Consider the following 13,917-nt stretch of genomic DNA (forward strand, 5'->3'; position numbering starts at 1 on the left):
CGGTGTCCCTCAAAGACCGGATCACTGAAGACACCAAGGCCGCCATGCGGGCCAAGGACAAGGCCCGTCTGGGGACTTTGCGCATGCTGAGCTCGGCCATCAAGGATGCCGAGATCAAGCAGGGCGGCGAGCTTCCGGAGCCCGAGCAGCTCGCGCTGATCAACAAGCTGATCAAGCAGCGCCGGGATTCCGCGGCCCAGTACCGCGATGCCGGGCGCGAGGAGCAGGCTGCCGCCGAGGACGCGGAGGCCGAGCTGCTCGCCGAGTACCTCCCGCCGGCCCTGAGCCCGGAGGAGATCGACGCGGCCATCGACGAGGCCGTGGCCGAATCCGGCGCCAGCGGGCCCCAGGAGACGGGCAAGGTGATGGGCCTGCTCAAGGGCAAGCTCCAGGGGCGGGCCGACCTCGGTGAGGTCAGCCAGCGCGTCAAGGAGCGTTTGGGCTCCTGAGCGGTCAAACAGGCAAGCGCACGGATCGCACCCCCGAGGGCCAACCCGGGGGCGTGCTGTATTTGGGGCCCCCGGCCATTTCCTGCCGCGGGCCCATGTCTTCGTTGGGGCCGGAAGGAACCCGTGGAGCGTAACGAAGCGGCGGTGAGCCAACCGATTTCGGACCGCGAGATCCCCCGCCGGGCCGGTGATCCGGGCCTGGCCACGGCGCTCGGCCGCTACGCCGCCGGCGCCACGCCTCCGGACGACCCCCTGGAAGCGGGCCGCGTCCGCCAGGCCCTGCGGGAGCGCACCGCCCACGTCTACGGGGCCGAGCGGGCCGAAACCCTGGACCCGCTGGCGGACGCGGCGGCGGTGGCTGGCCGCTTGGCCCTGGCCGGCGCAGTGGCGGAGGAAACGGCGGCAGGGCGGCCCCTGCCCCGTCTCGCCCTGGCGGAGATACGCCCCGCCCTGCAACGGGCCAGCATCGAAGGCGCCGTGCTGGAGACCGACGAGCTCGGTGCCCTGCACGGGTTCCTCAGCGCCGCCGCCGAGGTGGAGGCCTGCGCCGCGGAGGCGGAGAACCCGCGGCTGGCCGAATTCCTCGGCGGCTTCGCCCGCCCCGAGGAGCTGGTGCGCCACCTCGACCGGATCATGGATCCGGCCGGGGGGATCCGGGACCAAGCGAGCGCCGAGCTGGCCGCCGCCCGCTCCGGCGTCCGCCAGGCCCGCGACCGGGTACGTGGCCACCTCGAACAGCGGGCCCAGAGCAGCGCCCTGCGGTCGCTGCTGCAGGACACCCGCGTAACGCTGCGCCAGGGCCGCTACGTGCTCCCGGTAAAGGCCGAGAGCCAGGGCCGGGTGAAGGGCGTGGTGCACGCCGCGTCGGGCAGCGGCGAGACCGTGTTCATGGAGCCGCTGGACGCGGTTTCCCTGAACAATGCCCTGGAGAAGGCCGAGAGCGAGGCCCTACGCGCCGAGTACCAGGTGCGGGTCCTGGCCACCCGGGCCGTGGCCCGGGCCCGCGAGGAGATGGAAGGGGCGGTGGGCTTTCTCGGCCTGCTGGACCTGCTGCAGGCCGGGGAGCGCCTGCGCGCCGATCTGGGCGGTACCATCCCCGAACTCGCCGATGGCCCGGAATTCGCCCTGGAGGCCGTCGCCCACCCGCTGCTGGTGCTGGAGCACGGGCAGGAGGGCGTGGTGCCCACCGACCTTGCGCTGGGCGGCGACGACCACTGCCTGGTGGTCTCCGGCCCCAACACCGGTGGCAAGACGGTGCTGCTCAAGACCGTGGGCCTTGCCCACTGGATGGCCTACTGCGGCCTGCCGGTGGCGGGGCGGGGCCGCGTGGGACGCTTCAGCGACCTGTGGGCGGTGATCGGCGACCAGCAGAGCCTGGCCGCCGACCTGTCCACCTTCTCGGCGCAGCTCGTGCGCCTCAAGGGGGTCCTGGAGGGCCTGGACGAGCACCGGTTGGTGCTCATCGACGAGCTGGGCTCGGGGACCAACCCGGGCGAGGGCAGTGCCCTGGGCGTGGCCGTGCTGGAGCGGCTCCGTCAGGCCGGGGCCGTGGCCCTGGTCTCCACGCACCTCGATCGCCTCAAGCACTACGCCGTCCGCAGCCCGGGCGTGATCAACGCCGCCCTCTCCTTCGATGTGGAGCGGCTCGCTCCTACCTACCAGGTGGAGTGGGCCCAGGCCGGCCGTTCCCAGGCCCTGGAGATCGCCGAGCGTCTGGGGCTGCCGGACGACCTCCTGGAGGCCGCCCGGGAGGCCCTGGGCGAGGAGACCCAGGAGGTGGAGCGGCTGCTCGCCGAGCGCGACCGGCTGCTCGCCGAGGCCAATCGGGAACGGGACGAGGCGACGGCCGCGCGTCAGCGGGCGGAGGCCGCCGAGCGCGAGGCCCGGGCCCTGCGCGAACGCCTCGCCGCCGAGCGGGAGGAGGCCTTCGGCAAGGTGGAGGCGGAGTGGCAACAGACCCTGGAGGGCGCCCGGCGGGAGGTGCGGGAGATCATCCGCCACCTCAAGGAGTCCGGGAACACCGCCGCCGCCGACGAGGCCCTGGCCCGCCTGGACCAGCAGTTCCGTCGCCAGGCCCCGACGGAACAGGCGGAACCGGCCATTGTCGAAGAAGGTCCGAAGGTGGCCGTGGGCGACCGGGGGCGTCTGGCTCCCTTCCGGAAGGCGGGAGAGGTGGTGGCTGTGGACCACGACCGCGGTGAGGTGGAGATGGACCTGGGCGGCAAGCGGGTGCGCGGGGACCTGGCCAACTTCCAGCGCACCGAGGCCGCCGCGCCCCGCCCCGAGGAACCGGCGCCGGAGCCCGCCGGTGGCGGCACGAGCGGGCGGGGCCCCGCCCTCCCCGAGAGCACCCGGCTGGACCTGCGTGGGCAGCGTCGGGACGAGGCGCTGGCCACCCTGCAGCATTTTCTGGACAACGCCTATGGGGCCGGGCTGGGCCAGGTGACGGTCCTGCACGGCAAGGGGACGGGCGTGCTCGCCGAGGCGGTCCAGCAGGCCCTCACCGATGACCCCCGGGTGGCCCGCTTTGGCCACGCCCGCCCGGAGGAAGGCGGCGCCGGGGTCACCGAGGTGGAATTCAAGAAGGGCGGTTAGCGCCCGTTCCGGCTGACGGCGAAAAGAGGCCGGCCCATGGGGCGGATCCCCCAATCCTTCATCGATGAGCTCCTGGCCCGCGCGGACATCGTGGAGGTCATCGACGAGTACGTCCCCTTGAAGAAGCAGGGGGCCAACTACAAGGCCCGGTGCCCGTTCCACGAGGAGCGCACCGCTTCGTTCAATGTAAACCCCGATCGCCAGATCTTCCACTGCTTCGGCTGCGGTGCGGGGGGCAACGCGCTCGGCTTCCTCATGGAGTACGAGCACCTGCGCTTTCCCGAGGCGGTGCGCGAGCTGGCCGGCCGCTACGGGCTGGAGGTGCCGGAGGAGGCCGGGGGCGAGCGCCAGACCCGGCCCGCCGGGGGGCCGGATCCGGCCTTCCTGGCGGACCTGAACGAGAAGGCCGCCCGCTACTACGAATACCAGATCCGGCACAACGACCAGGCCGGGGACGTGCAGGACTACCTGCGCAACCGTGGGATCAGCGGCGAGATCGCCGCCCGCTTCCGGCTCGGCTACGCCCCGCCGGGCTGGCGCAACCTGGCCGGCGCCCTGGGCCGGGACGGCCAGAGCCGCGAGGCCCTGGAGGCCCTGGGCCTGGTGGTCAACCGCAACGGCTCCGTCTACGACCGCTTCCGCGGGCGGCTCATGTTCCCCATCCGCGACCGGCGGGGGCGGGTGATCGCCTTCGGCGGCCGCGTCCTGGGCGACGACGAGCCCAAATACCTGAACTCCCCCGAGGGCCCGCTGTTCCAAAAGGGCCGGGAGCTCTACGGGCTCCATGAAGGGCGGCAGGCCCTGCGCCGCGAGCAGCGCGCCCTGGTGGTGGAGGGCTACATGGACGTGATCGCCCTGGCCCAGGCCGGGGTGGACCACGCCGTGGCCCCGCTGGGAACCGCCCTCACCGGCGACCAGCTGCGTCTCCTGCTGCGCACCGTGCCCGAGGTGGTGTTCTGCTTCGACGGCGACGATGCCGGCCGGGAGGCGGCGTGGCGGGCGGTGGAGACCGCCCTCCCCGAGGCCGGCAAGGGCCGGCTGGTGCGCTTCCTGTTCCTCCCCGAGGGGGAGGATCCGGACACCCTGGTCCGCCGCGAGGGGGCCGAGGCCTTCCGCGCGCGCATGGACGCCGCCGTCCCTCTGCTGGAGTTCCTGATTCAGGGGCTCAAAAGCCGCGTGGACCTGGACTACCCCGAGGGGCGCGACCGCCTCCTGGAGCTGGCCGGGCCCTTCTACGCCCGCCTGGAGGACGAGAAGGCGCGTGGTTTGCTGGTTCAGCGCCTGGATGGCATTGTCAAACTAGGCCAAAAACAAGTCGTTCGGTATCTGCAACGGAGCACACCGCGAAATCGCGGGTCTAACCAAGCAGAGGCGGCGGAAACGGAACAACGCTCCCTGGAGTTCTTGCGCCGCCAACCGGTTACGCGGCGCGCCCTGCTCCTTTTGCTGAGCGACCCCCAGGAGCTGGCGGAGGACATCCTGGCCGTCGCGGACAACCTGGCCCGGCACCGCTCCACCGGTATCCGCCTGTTGCTGTCGGCGGCGGAGGCGGTGCGGGCCAACCCCGGGATCTCCGTGGGCGCCCTGATCGAGCACATGCGTCAGGTCCCCTACGGAGAGGCGCTCGGCCAATTGGCCGGGGAGGAGCCCGACGTGCCGGCGGAGGGCCGGCGCATGGAGCTGAAGGGCTGCCTCCACAAGCTCCAGGCCCACGCCATCCAGGCCCGGCTGGATGCCCTGGAGGAGGAGGCGCGCTCGGGATCGCTGGCGGCCGAGCAGTGGCAGGAGTTCACCGAGCTCAAGCGCCAGAAGCAGGCCCTGGAGCGGGTCAACGCGCCCCAGCCGGGCTCGGCGACCCCGTGAGCCGCTCCCGACCCGACGGGGTAACAGGATTTGCGCGAGGACGGTTCGATCCGGACGCGCCCGCACCGGCGCCCGTGTCTCAGCACCGGGACCAAGCATATGTTTCAGTTCAGTCAGGAGGGATTGCCGCATGAGTAACCAGGCCGAGCGCTCCGAGCTAAAGCGCCTCATCGCGCTGGGGAAAGAGCGCGGCTACCTCACCTATAAGGAGATCAACGATCACCTCCCCGAGGATGTTCTCGAGGCCGAGCAGGTCGAGAGCATCATCAGCATGATCGGGGACATGGGGATCGAGGTCCTCGACGAGGCCCCCCAGGATGAGATGCTCATCGGCGGGACGGCCGCCACGGACGAGGACGCCGAGGAGGCGGTAGCCAACGTCGAGGCCGACCTGGGGCAGACCTCTGACCCGGTGCGGATGTATATGCGCGAGATGGGCAGCGTGCCGCTGCTCACCCGCGAGGGCGAGATCGAGATCGCCAAGCGCATCGAGGAGGGCCGGAACCAGGTGATCCGCGCCCTGTGCAGCCTGCCCTCCACCTTCGAGGAGGTCCTCGCCCTCGGGGACCGGTGGGCCGAGGGCGAGGTGCGCCTCGACGAGATCGTCCTGGCCGTGGACGCCGAGGACGCCGAGCAGGGCGAGGCCAAGGAAGGCGACCTCGAGCAGGAGGACGCCGCCCTCGACGCCGCCGTGGAGCAGCTCGAGGAGGAAGAGGGCGACTCGGTGGCCGGCGAGGAGGAGGGTCCCAAGGAGCTCTCCAAGGAGGAGCTGGAGGCCCAGGCCAGCGAGTGGTTCACCCGCTGCCGGGAGCTCTACCGGGAGGCCATGGAGGTCCGCGCCGACCAAGGCGTGGGTGCCGAGGGCTACCACGAGAAACGGGATGCCCTGGCCGCCGAGTTCCAGCGTGTGAAGCTCAACCCCCGCCTGATCGACGACCTCACCGAGCGCGCCCAGCAGCAGGTCAACGAACTGCGCCAGTCCGAGCGTTCCATCATGGAGCTGTGCTGCAAGGAAGCCGGAATGGCGCGCAAGGAGTTCCTGCGCAACTTCCAGGGCTGGGAAGGCAACGCGGAATGGGTGGACCACCTCCTGGAAAAGGACCATCCCCAGGCCAACGGCCTCAAGGCGGTCCGGGATCGCGTCCGGGAGCACCAGGAGGGCCTGGCGGACATCGAGCAGCAGGCCGGCCTGCCCGTGCGCGAGGTGAAGGAGCTGCACCGCCAGATCACCACCGGCGAGGCCAAGGCCCGCCGCGCCAAGACCGAGATGGCGGAGGCCAACCTGCGGCTGGTGATCTCCATCGCCAAGAAATACACCAACCGCGGCCTGCAGTTCCTGGACCTCATCCAGGAGGGCAACATCGGCCTGATGAAGGCGGTGGACAAGTTCGAATACCGGCGCGGCTACAAGTTCTCCACCTACGCCACCTGGTGGATCCGCCAGGCCATCACCCGGGCCATCGCCGACCAGGCGCGCACCATCCGTATCCCGGTGCACATGATCGAGACCATCAACAAGCTCAACCGCACCAGCCGGCAGATGCTGCAGCGGATGGGCCGCGAGCCGACCCCCGAGGAGCTCGCGGAGGAGATGGAGATGCCCGAGGAGAAGGTGCGCAAGATCCTCAAGATCGCCAAGGAGCCTCTGTCCATGGAGACGCCCATCGGCGACGACGAGGACAGCGCGCTGGGCGACTTCATCGAGGACAAGAACACCCAGGCCCCGGTGGACGCGGCCATCTCCGCCAGCCTCGCGGAATGCACCGACGAGGTGCTCAAGGAGCTGACCCCGCGCGAGGAGAAGGTCCTGCGCATGCGCTTCGGCATTGGCATGCAGACCGACCACACCCTCGAGGAGGTGGGCAAGCAGTTCGACGTCACCCGCGAGCGCATCCGGCAGATCGAGGCCAAGGCCCTGCGCAAGCTACGCCACCCCTCCCGCTCCAAGCGGCTGTCCAGCTTCATGGAGGTGGACAGCGAGGGCAGCAGCGCCTAGCCCGTGCCGGAACCCCTTACCCCAGCGTCCGCCTTCCTTTTGCGGGAAGGGTTGGACCTGGGGTAAATTTTGTTCTCCTACGGGCTCGTAGCTCAGTTGGTCAGAGCAGGGGACTCATAATCCCTTGGTCGTCGGTTCAAGTCCGACCGAGCCCACCATTCCCTCTTCCGGAAGATCCGGGTATCCACCGGAGTGTCTGAAGCCCGCCCAGCGCGGGCTTTTTTTTCGGCTATGGCGGGACCGGGGGATTCGAACCCCTACAGGGCTGAAGAGCACTCCGCTTCCTTATTCCGTTAGGCGCCCGACCTAAAGCCCGTGGTGACTGGCCCCTCGGGCCCGATCCCATCCCGCTTGCTACCTCCGTCTGACACGTCCTTTCCCGTTCCCGAATCGGCCCCTTCGGCTTGGTTCCGGTCATGCCTCCGGCCCGGAAATGGCTTGTTTCTGGGGGCTTCCCCGGATGGCGTCTTTCCTTATCGGGAGGAATACTGATGGAAAGAATGCCGGATCGGGAGGGCTGCCGCTGCTAGGCCGCCTTGCGCCATTCGGCGTGTCGCCGCCCCGTCCCGCGCGGGCCGCCCGCGATGGTCCCAGGCGGATGGGCTCCTGCCCTGCCCGGTAGGGTGGGCCTGATGGGGGAAGGATGGACGGAAGACGGGGTGGAAACGCGCGCTGCGACCGAGGGAGTAGGGCATGGCGGCCGAGCCCCGAATCGACCTGGAGCGGGTAGGGGGCGAGGTGTTCCTTAGCCTGTCCGGGGACTGGGTGATCGACCACGCCATCAGCCTTGACCAGCGCATCCAGGCGATCCCGGGAAGGGTGAAGGGGGAGGGCCGGGTGATTGTCCGCGGCAGCGCCATTGGGGCCCTGGACACCACCGGCGCGTGGCTGCTGCAGCGGTTGCTCGAGGCCTTGGCGGAGCAGGGCCTGGACACCACCTCCGAGGGGTTCCGGGAGCCCCACTCCCGGTTCCTGGCCCGCATCAGCCAGGGGTTCGAGCCCCCCGTCTCTCCGCCCCGGCGCCACTGGGCCGGGCCGGTCACGCGGTTGGAGCGGCTCGGGCGCCATTCGGTGGGCGGGATCCGGCACGTCGGGGAGTTGACCGCCTTTCTGGCTCAGGTGCTGCTGGACTTTGTCCGCTGTCTCCTGCTGCCGCACCGGTTCCGGCTCGGGGTGATGGTGGCCAACATGTTCCGCGCGGGGGTGACCGCCATCCCGATCGTGGCCCTTATGGCCTTCCTCATCAGCATCGTCCTGTCCTACCAGGGAATGGTTCAGCTGGAACGCTTCGGGGCCGAGATCTACACCATCAACCTGGCCGTGGTCTCGCTGCTGCGGGAGATGGGAGTGCTGCTGACGGCGGTGGTGGTGGCGGGCCGATCGGGGAGCGCCTTCGCCGCGGAGCTGGGGGTGATGCGCCTCAACGGGGAGATCGACGCCATGCACGTCCTTGGCATGCCCCCGACGGAAATCCTGGTGCTGCCCCGCATCCTGGCCCTTCTGATCATGGTCCCTCTCCTGACCCTCCTCGCCGACCTCGCCGGGCTAGTGGGCAGCGCCTTCAGCGCCCGGATCCTCGTGGGGCTCTCCCTCCCCCAGTTCCTGCATCACGTGCAGACGGCGGTGACCCCGGCGTCTTTCTGGGTGGGCATGATCAAGGCCCCCATCTTCGCCTTCCTGATCGCCCTCACCGCCACCTTCTGGGGGATGAAGGAGGCGGATTCGCCGGAGAAGGTGGGGCAGCAGGTCACGGTCTCCGTGGTCCAATCCATCTTCCTGGTCATCGTCGCCGACGCCCTGGTCTCGGTGGCCCTTTCCCGGCTGGGGGCCTGAATGGGGGCTCCGGGCACGGAGCCCGTGATCCGGGTGGAGGGGCTGGTCAACCGCCTGGGGGGCCAGCTGGTGCATGACGGGGTGGACCTGGAGGTGCACCGGCGGGAGATATTGGGCCTGGTGGGGGAATCGGGGAGCGGCAAGACCGTCCTGCTGCGGAGCCTGATCGGCCTGCAGCGGCCTCTTGATGGACGAATCCTCTTCGAGGGACGGGATATACGGGCCCTGTCCGCGCGGGAATGGCGCGCGGTCCAGGAGGACTGGGGGGTGCTGTTCCAGCAAGGGGCCCTGTTCTCCGGGCTGACCGTGCAGGAGAACGTGGAGCTGCCCATGCGCGAGCACTTCAAGCTGCCGCCCGAGTTGCTGCGCCCCCTGGCGCGGCTCCGGCTGCGTCTGGCCCGGTTCCCCCTGGAGCATGGGGACAAGTTCCCGGCGGATTTGTCCGGCGGCATGACCAAGCGGGCCGCTCTGGCACGTGCCCTGGCCCTGGATCCCGAGGTGTTGTTTCTGGACGAGCCCACCGCCGGTCTCGATCCCTTGTCGGCCACGGCCCTGGACGAGCTCGTGCGCGACCTGCGGGACACCCTGGGCCTGACGGTGGTGCTGACCACCCACGACCTTCACACCCTCACGCAGATCTGCGACCGATTGACGGCACTGGTGGACGGCCGGGCGGTGACGGGGACCCTGGAGGAGATGCGGAGCCATCCCCATCCCTGGCTGCATGCCTTCTTCGGCGGGGCGCGCATGCAGTCGGCATTGAGGACGGACTGAGGCCATGGAGCGCAATGTCCCCTATCTGGTGGTGGGGATCGTCGTGATCCTCACCGGGATCGCCTTTTTCCTGTTTGTCCTCTGGTTCTCCCAGAAGCCCGGGGGCGACGAGGCCGAACACTACACCATCTATTTCCGGGGCAGCGTGGGCGGCCTCGACACGGGAAGCGAGGTCCGGTACCAGGGGGTGGCGGTGGGCCGGGTGGCGGGGGTGGAGGTGCTGAAGGACCGTCCCCGGGACATTCGGGTGACCATCCAGGTCGGGGCCGGTACCCCCATCAACCGGAGCACCGTCGCCACTAGCAGCTCGGTGGGACTCACCGGCCTCTCCTACGTGGGACTGCGCACCGAGGACGCCGGGGCCCCGCCCCCGGAACGGGTCTCGGGGGAGCCCTTCCCGGTGCTCGAGTCGCGCACCTCGGGCATGGACCGCATGCTCGAGGACCTGCCGAGGGTTATGGAGGGGATCCGGTCCGTAACGGCCCGGCTGGAGAAGCTCCTCGGTGAGGATACGGAGCGCCGGGTGCAGGCGATCCTGCGGAATTCCGAGGCGTTCAGCGAGAAGCTCGACCGGCGGGCCGGCGAGCTCGCCGACCTGATGGCGCAAAGCGACTCCACCATGGAGAGCCTGGAAGCCACCCTGGGGGAGACCCGGGAGACCCTGGCGACGGCCCGAGGCCTCGCGCCGGAGGCGGAGGCCCTTTTGAAGCGGCTGCGGGCCACGAGCCGCCGCCTGGACCGGTTTACCGCCCGACACGAGGAGTCCCTCGACCGGTTCGCCGAGGAGGGGCTGGAGGACGTGCATGTCCTCCTCGAGGAGGGTCGCGCCACCCTCCAGGAGATCCGAGAGCTGAGCCGGCGGCTGGAGGAGGACCCCTCTCGCATCCTCTATCCGCCGGGCAAGCAAGGCGTGGAGATTCCCCGATGAGATCCCCAATGCTCGGGGCGTTGGCGGCCCTGCTCATCCCGTTGCTGTTCGCCGGATGCCTGTCCCTTCCCGAGCCGGAGGAGGCCCCCGCCCTGTACCGGTTGAACGCCCCGCCTCCTGACGACCGACCAAGCGGGGAGGAGCGCGCGGGGGAGTCGGCCATGATGGCGGTGGAGGTGCCCCGCGTGGCGCCCGGGCTGGGCACGGACCGGATCGCGCTCATCCGGGACGAGCGGCGGATCGACTACTTCGCCGGGGCCCGTTGGGTGCGGCCCCTCCCCGAGCTGCTGCAGGACTTTTTCGTGGAAAGCCTGGGCCACGGCCTTCCCGAAGTTCAGGGGGCGCGGTCCGGCGAGGTGCGTGGGGCGGAGTATCGCCTGCGGGTGGTCGTGCGGGACTTCCAGGCGGTGTACCCCGAGGGGATGGATGGGCCACCCCGGGTGCGGGTCACCCTGGAGGGGAGCCTGGAACGCCCTGAAGCCGAGGCAATACGCATCCGGAGGACGCGGGACCGGGTGGCCCCGGCCAACCGCCTGGAGGCGGTGGTGGGCACGCTGGAGGAGCTGCTCGCGGACGCCTATGGGGCCCTCCTCCGTTCCCTGGCGGAGGAGCTGGGTCCCGGGGCGGCCAAGGAGGGCCACGCCGGCACCAGCCTGGCCCGTGGGCCGCATGGGACCCCGCTTGCCGGCCAGGGAGGCCGATAAGCCCCGTAGGGGCGCGGGCACGGGCAGCCGTGCGGGGGGGTCAGTCCCGTTCCCGTCCCTTGCGGGCGCGGTCCCACAGGGTCTCGGGGGCGCCGCCGCGCCGGTTGAGCAGCCGGGCCAGGACGAAGAGCAGATCGGAGAGGCGGTTCAGGTAACGCAGGGTTACCGGAGACACGTCCTCCTCCCGGGAGAGGGCGTAGACGGTCCGCTCCGCCCGACGGCACACCGCGCGCGCCGCGTGCGCCTGGGCCCCGGCCGGTCCCCCGCCCGGCAGGATAAACTCCTGGAGCGGGCCCAGCTCGGCGTTGAAGGCGTCGATGCGCTCTTCCAGCGCCTCCACCTGGGCCTCCCGCAGGGCCTCGTGGGACGGGACCACCAGCTCGGCCCCGAGGTCGAACAGGTCGTGCTGGATGTCCGCCAGCAGCTCCCCGAACTCTTCGGGAACCCCCTGGGCGGCGATCACCCCCACCTGGCTGTTGAGCTCATCCACGTCCCCGTAGGCATGGAGCCTGAAGTGGTCCTTGGGCACGCGGGTGCCGTCGCCCAGGTCGCTGGATCCCTGGTCGCCCGTGCGGGTGTAGATGCGGGAAAGCCGGTGGCCCATGGGGGCTGCCTCCTGCGGGGGCGGTTACTGGGCGACCTCGACGTAGTCGCCGCCCCAGGGATTGTCGATTGCCTCGCCCATCTCCAGGTTCACCGTGCCCTCGTCGGCGATGATGCGTTGCCCCTCGGCAGACAGCGCGAAGTCCACGAAGCGCTGCACCACCGGCTTCGGGTCCTTGGAGACGGTGAGATAGAGCGGGCGGTACAGGGGATACTCGGCGCTGGCGATGTTCTCTGGGGTGGGCTTCACCCCGTCCAGCGCCAGCAGCTTCACCTCACGCTTCTTGGCGCTGGACACCCCGGTTACCGCCATGGCGTCCGGGAGCTTTTCCACGGCGGTCTCCAGGGGTCCCGAGGACTGGCGAGCCAGCCCCTGGGTGAAATCGCCCGAGCCGGTGGTCTTGCGGAAGCCCAGCTCACGGAACGCGTAGCCCACCCCGGAGAGCGGCGGAGAGCGGTAGCCGACGATGATGAACTTGTCGGGGCCGCCGAGCTCCTTCCAGTTGGTGATCTCGCCGCGGAAGACCTGCTGCAGCTCCTCGCTGCTGATCTCGTCCACGGGATTGGAGGGGTGGACGATGGCCACCAGGGCGTCCCAGGCCACCTGCACCATCTGGACGTCCTCGCGCTCATCCCCCGCCACCGCCGGCCGGCAGGAGCCGCCGAGGTCGATCTCCCCTTCCTTGACCCCCCGCACGCCGAAGGTGGCGCCGCCGCCCTGGATCTCGATCTCGGTGCCGGTCTTCGCCTCGAAGCGCTCGGCCAGGGCGGACATGAAGGCCTTCTTGGTGATCCCGCAGCCGCCCCATTGCAGGGTTGCGGCGGACGCGGGGGAGGCCATGATCTGGGTGGTGGCCACGACCACGCCCAGGGCGACCAAACGAATGATACCGGGCATACTTGGGCTCCTCCTTGTCCGCCCGGCCCGGGGCCGGGCGCAGTAGGCCGGGGATCCCCTTAGGGGGTGTCCCCACGGTCACAGCTCAATGTGCGCTCCGCCCCAGGGGTTGTCGATCCCCTTGCCCATCTCCAGGTTCACCGTGCCTTCGTCGGCGATGATGCGCTGGCCTTCCGAGGACAGGGCGAAGTCCACGAAGCGCTGCACCTCCTCTTCCGGATCCTTGGAGACGGTCAGGAACAGGGGCCGGTAAAGCGGGTACTCGCCTTGGGCGATATTCTCGACGGAGGGGGCGACGCCGTCCAGGCCCAGGGTTTTCACGTCCCGTTTCCGGGCGCTGGAGGCGCCGGTGACGGCGATGGCGTCCGGCATCTTCTCCACGGCGATCTCCAGGGGACCCGAGGACCGTTGGGCCAGGCCCTGGGTGAAGTCCCCGGCGCCGGTGGTCTCACGGAAGCCCAGCTCGCGGAAGGCCAGGCCCACGCCGGACAGGTCCTGGGAGCGGTAGCCGACGATGATGAACTTGTCGGGGCCGCCGAGCTCCTTCCAGTTGGTGATCTCGCCGCGGAAGATCTTCTGGAGCTCCTCGCTGCTGATCTCGTCCACGGGGTTGTCGGGGTGGACGATGGCGACCAGGGCGTCCCAGGCCACCTGCACCATCTGCACGTCCTCGCGCTTGTCCTTGGCCAGGGCCGGGCGGCAGGCGCCTCCGAGGTCGAGCTCATGACTCTTCACCGCCCGGATGCCGTGGGTGGCCCCACCGCCCTCGATCTCGATGCGGGTGCCCGTTTTCTTCTGGAAGCCTTCCGCCAGCGAGGACATGAAGGCCTTCTTGGTGATTCCGCAACCGCCCCAGCGCATGGGGTCGGCGGCCACGGGGGTAGCGGTCAGCAAGGTGGTGGCCAATGCCGCCCCCAGGGCGATCGCGCGAATGAAACCGGGCATGCTTCGGATCCTCCTTCGTTTGGCCCCGGCCCCGTGCCGGGGCGTTTGCGTGCAGGACACCGGGCCGTACCGCGGCCCGGCAAAAGGTTTTATGGTCAGGGAGATGGGTCCGCACCGCCCGGGTGGGTGACCCCTTGGCCCCTGTGCGGGCCCCGGTATGTCCGCCCCCTCTCGGACTCCCGGCAGGCTTTCCAGGCGGTGGTTGATTCCGTGGCAAGGAGGGCCCCCGTAGGGGGCCGCTCGGCAAGGCCCACGCCATCCGCATTCCCCCAGGGCGGGGAAATGTTTGAATGGAGGACGGATTCTAGCATGTTTATCGATTTTGTCGG

Annotated in this window: 11 protein-coding genes and 1 tRNA gene; 9 read left to right on the plus strand and 3 right to left on the minus strand. The window is 70.0% G+C overall.

From position 1 onward, the window contains the following. The first annotated feature begins 2 nt into the window (after positions 1 to 2). The 9 genes from AN478_RS03510 to AN478_RS03550 all read left to right on the plus strand — a co-directional run bounded on the left by AN478_RS03510 (position 3) and on the right by AN478_RS03550 (position 11,142). The gene (locus AN478_RS03510) at positions 3 to 449 is read left to right on the plus strand and encodes a GatB/YqeY domain-containing protein (RefSeq protein WP_074471386.1); all 447 of its coding nucleotides are present in this window, start codon (positions 3 to 5) and stop codon (positions 447 to 449) included. Positions 450 to 572: 123 nt separating this feature from the next. Next, on the plus strand, positions 573 to 3,044 hold the full coding sequence (locus AN478_RS03515; protein ID WP_054965247.1) for an endonuclease MutS2: 2,472 nt from the start codon (positions 573 to 575) through the stop codon (positions 3,042 to 3,044). Between the two features lie 36 nt (positions 3,045 to 3,080). After that, positions 3,081 to 4,907 (plus strand): DNA primase, encoded by a 1,827-nt coding sequence (dnaG, locus tag AN478_RS03520; RefSeq protein WP_054965248.1) that lies wholly within the window; start codon positions 3,081 to 3,083, stop codon positions 4,905 to 4,907. A gap of 130 nt (positions 4,908 to 5,037) precedes the next feature. Then, on the plus strand, positions 5,038 to 6,903 hold the full coding sequence (gene rpoD, locus AN478_RS03525; protein ID WP_054965249.1) for an RNA polymerase sigma factor RpoD: 1,866 nt from the start codon (positions 5,038 to 5,040) through the stop codon (positions 6,901 to 6,903). 81 nt (positions 6,904 to 6,984) lie between these two features. Beyond that, positions 6,985 to 7,061, plus strand: a tRNA-Ile gene (locus tag AN478_RS03530). Positions 7,062 to 7,596: 535 nt separating this feature from the next. Then, positions 7,597 to 8,736 (plus strand): MlaE family ABC transporter permease, encoded by a 1,140-nt coding sequence (locus AN478_RS03535; protein ID WP_054965250.1) that lies wholly within the window; start codon positions 7,597 to 7,599, stop codon positions 8,734 to 8,736. Next, entirely contained in the window at positions 8,737 to 9,510 is a 774-nt protein-coding gene (locus AN478_RS03540; RefSeq protein ID WP_054965251.1) for an ABC transporter ATP-binding protein, read from the plus strand. A gap of 4 nt (positions 9,511 to 9,514) precedes the next feature. Next, on the plus strand, positions 9,515 to 10,438 hold the full coding sequence (locus tag AN478_RS03545; protein ID WP_054965252.1) for an MlaD family protein: 924 nt from the start codon (positions 9,515 to 9,517) through the stop codon (positions 10,436 to 10,438). Then, on the plus strand, positions 10,435 to 11,142 hold the full coding sequence (locus AN478_RS03550; RefSeq protein ID WP_082432790.1) for an ABC-type transport auxiliary lipoprotein family protein: 708 nt from the start codon (positions 10,435 to 10,437) through the stop codon (positions 11,140 to 11,142). Before AN478_RS03545 ends, AN478_RS03550 begins: the two co-directional genes overlap by 4 nt. Before the next feature lie 40 nt (positions 11,143 to 11,182). Here AN478_RS03550 and AN478_RS03555 read toward each other — a convergent pair whose 3' ends face one another. The 3 genes from AN478_RS03555 to AN478_RS03565 all read right to left on the minus strand — a co-directional run bounded on the left by AN478_RS03555 (position 11,183) and on the right by AN478_RS03565 (position 13,588). Continuing rightward, the gene (locus AN478_RS03555) at positions 11,183 to 11,746 is read right to left on the minus strand and encodes a cob(I)yrinic acid a,c-diamide adenosyltransferase (protein ID WP_054965254.1); all 564 of its coding nucleotides are present in this window, start codon (positions 11,744 to 11,746) and stop codon (positions 11,183 to 11,185) included. Positions 11,747 to 11,770: 24 nt separating this feature from the next. Beyond that, positions 11,771 to 12,643: a phosphate ABC transporter substrate-binding protein gene (locus tag AN478_RS03560; RefSeq protein ID WP_054965255.1), complete on the minus strand. Its 873-nt coding sequence runs from the start codon at positions 12,641 to 12,643 to the stop codon at positions 11,771 to 11,773. 78 nt (positions 12,644 to 12,721) lie between these two features. Continuing rightward, on the minus strand, positions 12,722 to 13,588 hold the full coding sequence (locus AN478_RS03565; protein ID WP_054965256.1) for a phosphate ABC transporter substrate-binding protein: 867 nt from the start codon (positions 13,586 to 13,588) through the stop codon (positions 12,722 to 12,724). Positions 13,589 to 13,917: the final 329 nt, after the last annotated feature.

It is taken from the genome of Thiohalorhabdus denitrificans (assembly GCF_001399755.1).
GTDB classification, from domain to species: Bacteria; Pseudomonadota; Gammaproteobacteria; order Thiohalorhabdales; family Thiohalorhabdaceae; genus Thiohalorhabdus; species Thiohalorhabdus denitrificans.

Excerpts from the sequence above, each read along its gene's own strand:
- AN478_RS03560 (WP_054965255.1), bottom strand. The coding sequence starts at position 12,643 with ATGCCCGGTATCATTCGTTTGGTCGCCCTGGGCGTGGTCGTGGCCACC.
- AN478_RS03565 (WP_054965256.1), bottom strand. The coding sequence starts at position 13,588 with ATGCCCGGTTTCATTCGCGCGATCGCCCTGGGGGCGGCATTGGCCACC.
- AN478_RS03550 (WP_082432790.1), top strand. The coding sequence starts at position 10,435 with ATGAGATCCCCAATGCTCGGGGCGTTGGCGGCCCTGCTCATCCCGTTG.
- AN478_RS03535 (WP_054965250.1), top strand. The coding sequence starts at position 7,597 with ATGGCGGCCGAGCCCCGAATCGACCTGGAGCGGGTAGGGGGCGAGGTG.
- AN478_RS03555 (WP_054965254.1), bottom strand. The coding sequence starts at position 11,746 with ATGGGCCACCGGCTTTCCCGCATCTACACCCGCACGGGCGACCAGGGA.
- AN478_RS03540 (WP_054965251.1), top strand. The coding sequence starts at position 8,737 with ATGGGGGCTCCGGGCACGGAGCCCGTGATCCGGGTGGAGGGGCTGGTC.
- dnaG (WP_054965248.1), top strand. The coding sequence starts at position 3,081 with ATGGGGCGGATCCCCCAATCCTTCATCGATGAGCTCCTGGCCCGCGCG.
- AN478_RS03545 (WP_054965252.1), top strand. The coding sequence starts at position 9,515 with ATGGAGCGCAATGTCCCCTATCTGGTGGTGGGGATCGTCGTGATCCTC.
- rpoD (WP_054965249.1), top strand. The coding sequence starts at position 5,038 with ATGAGTAACCAGGCCGAGCGCTCCGAGCTAAAGCGCCTCATCGCGCTG.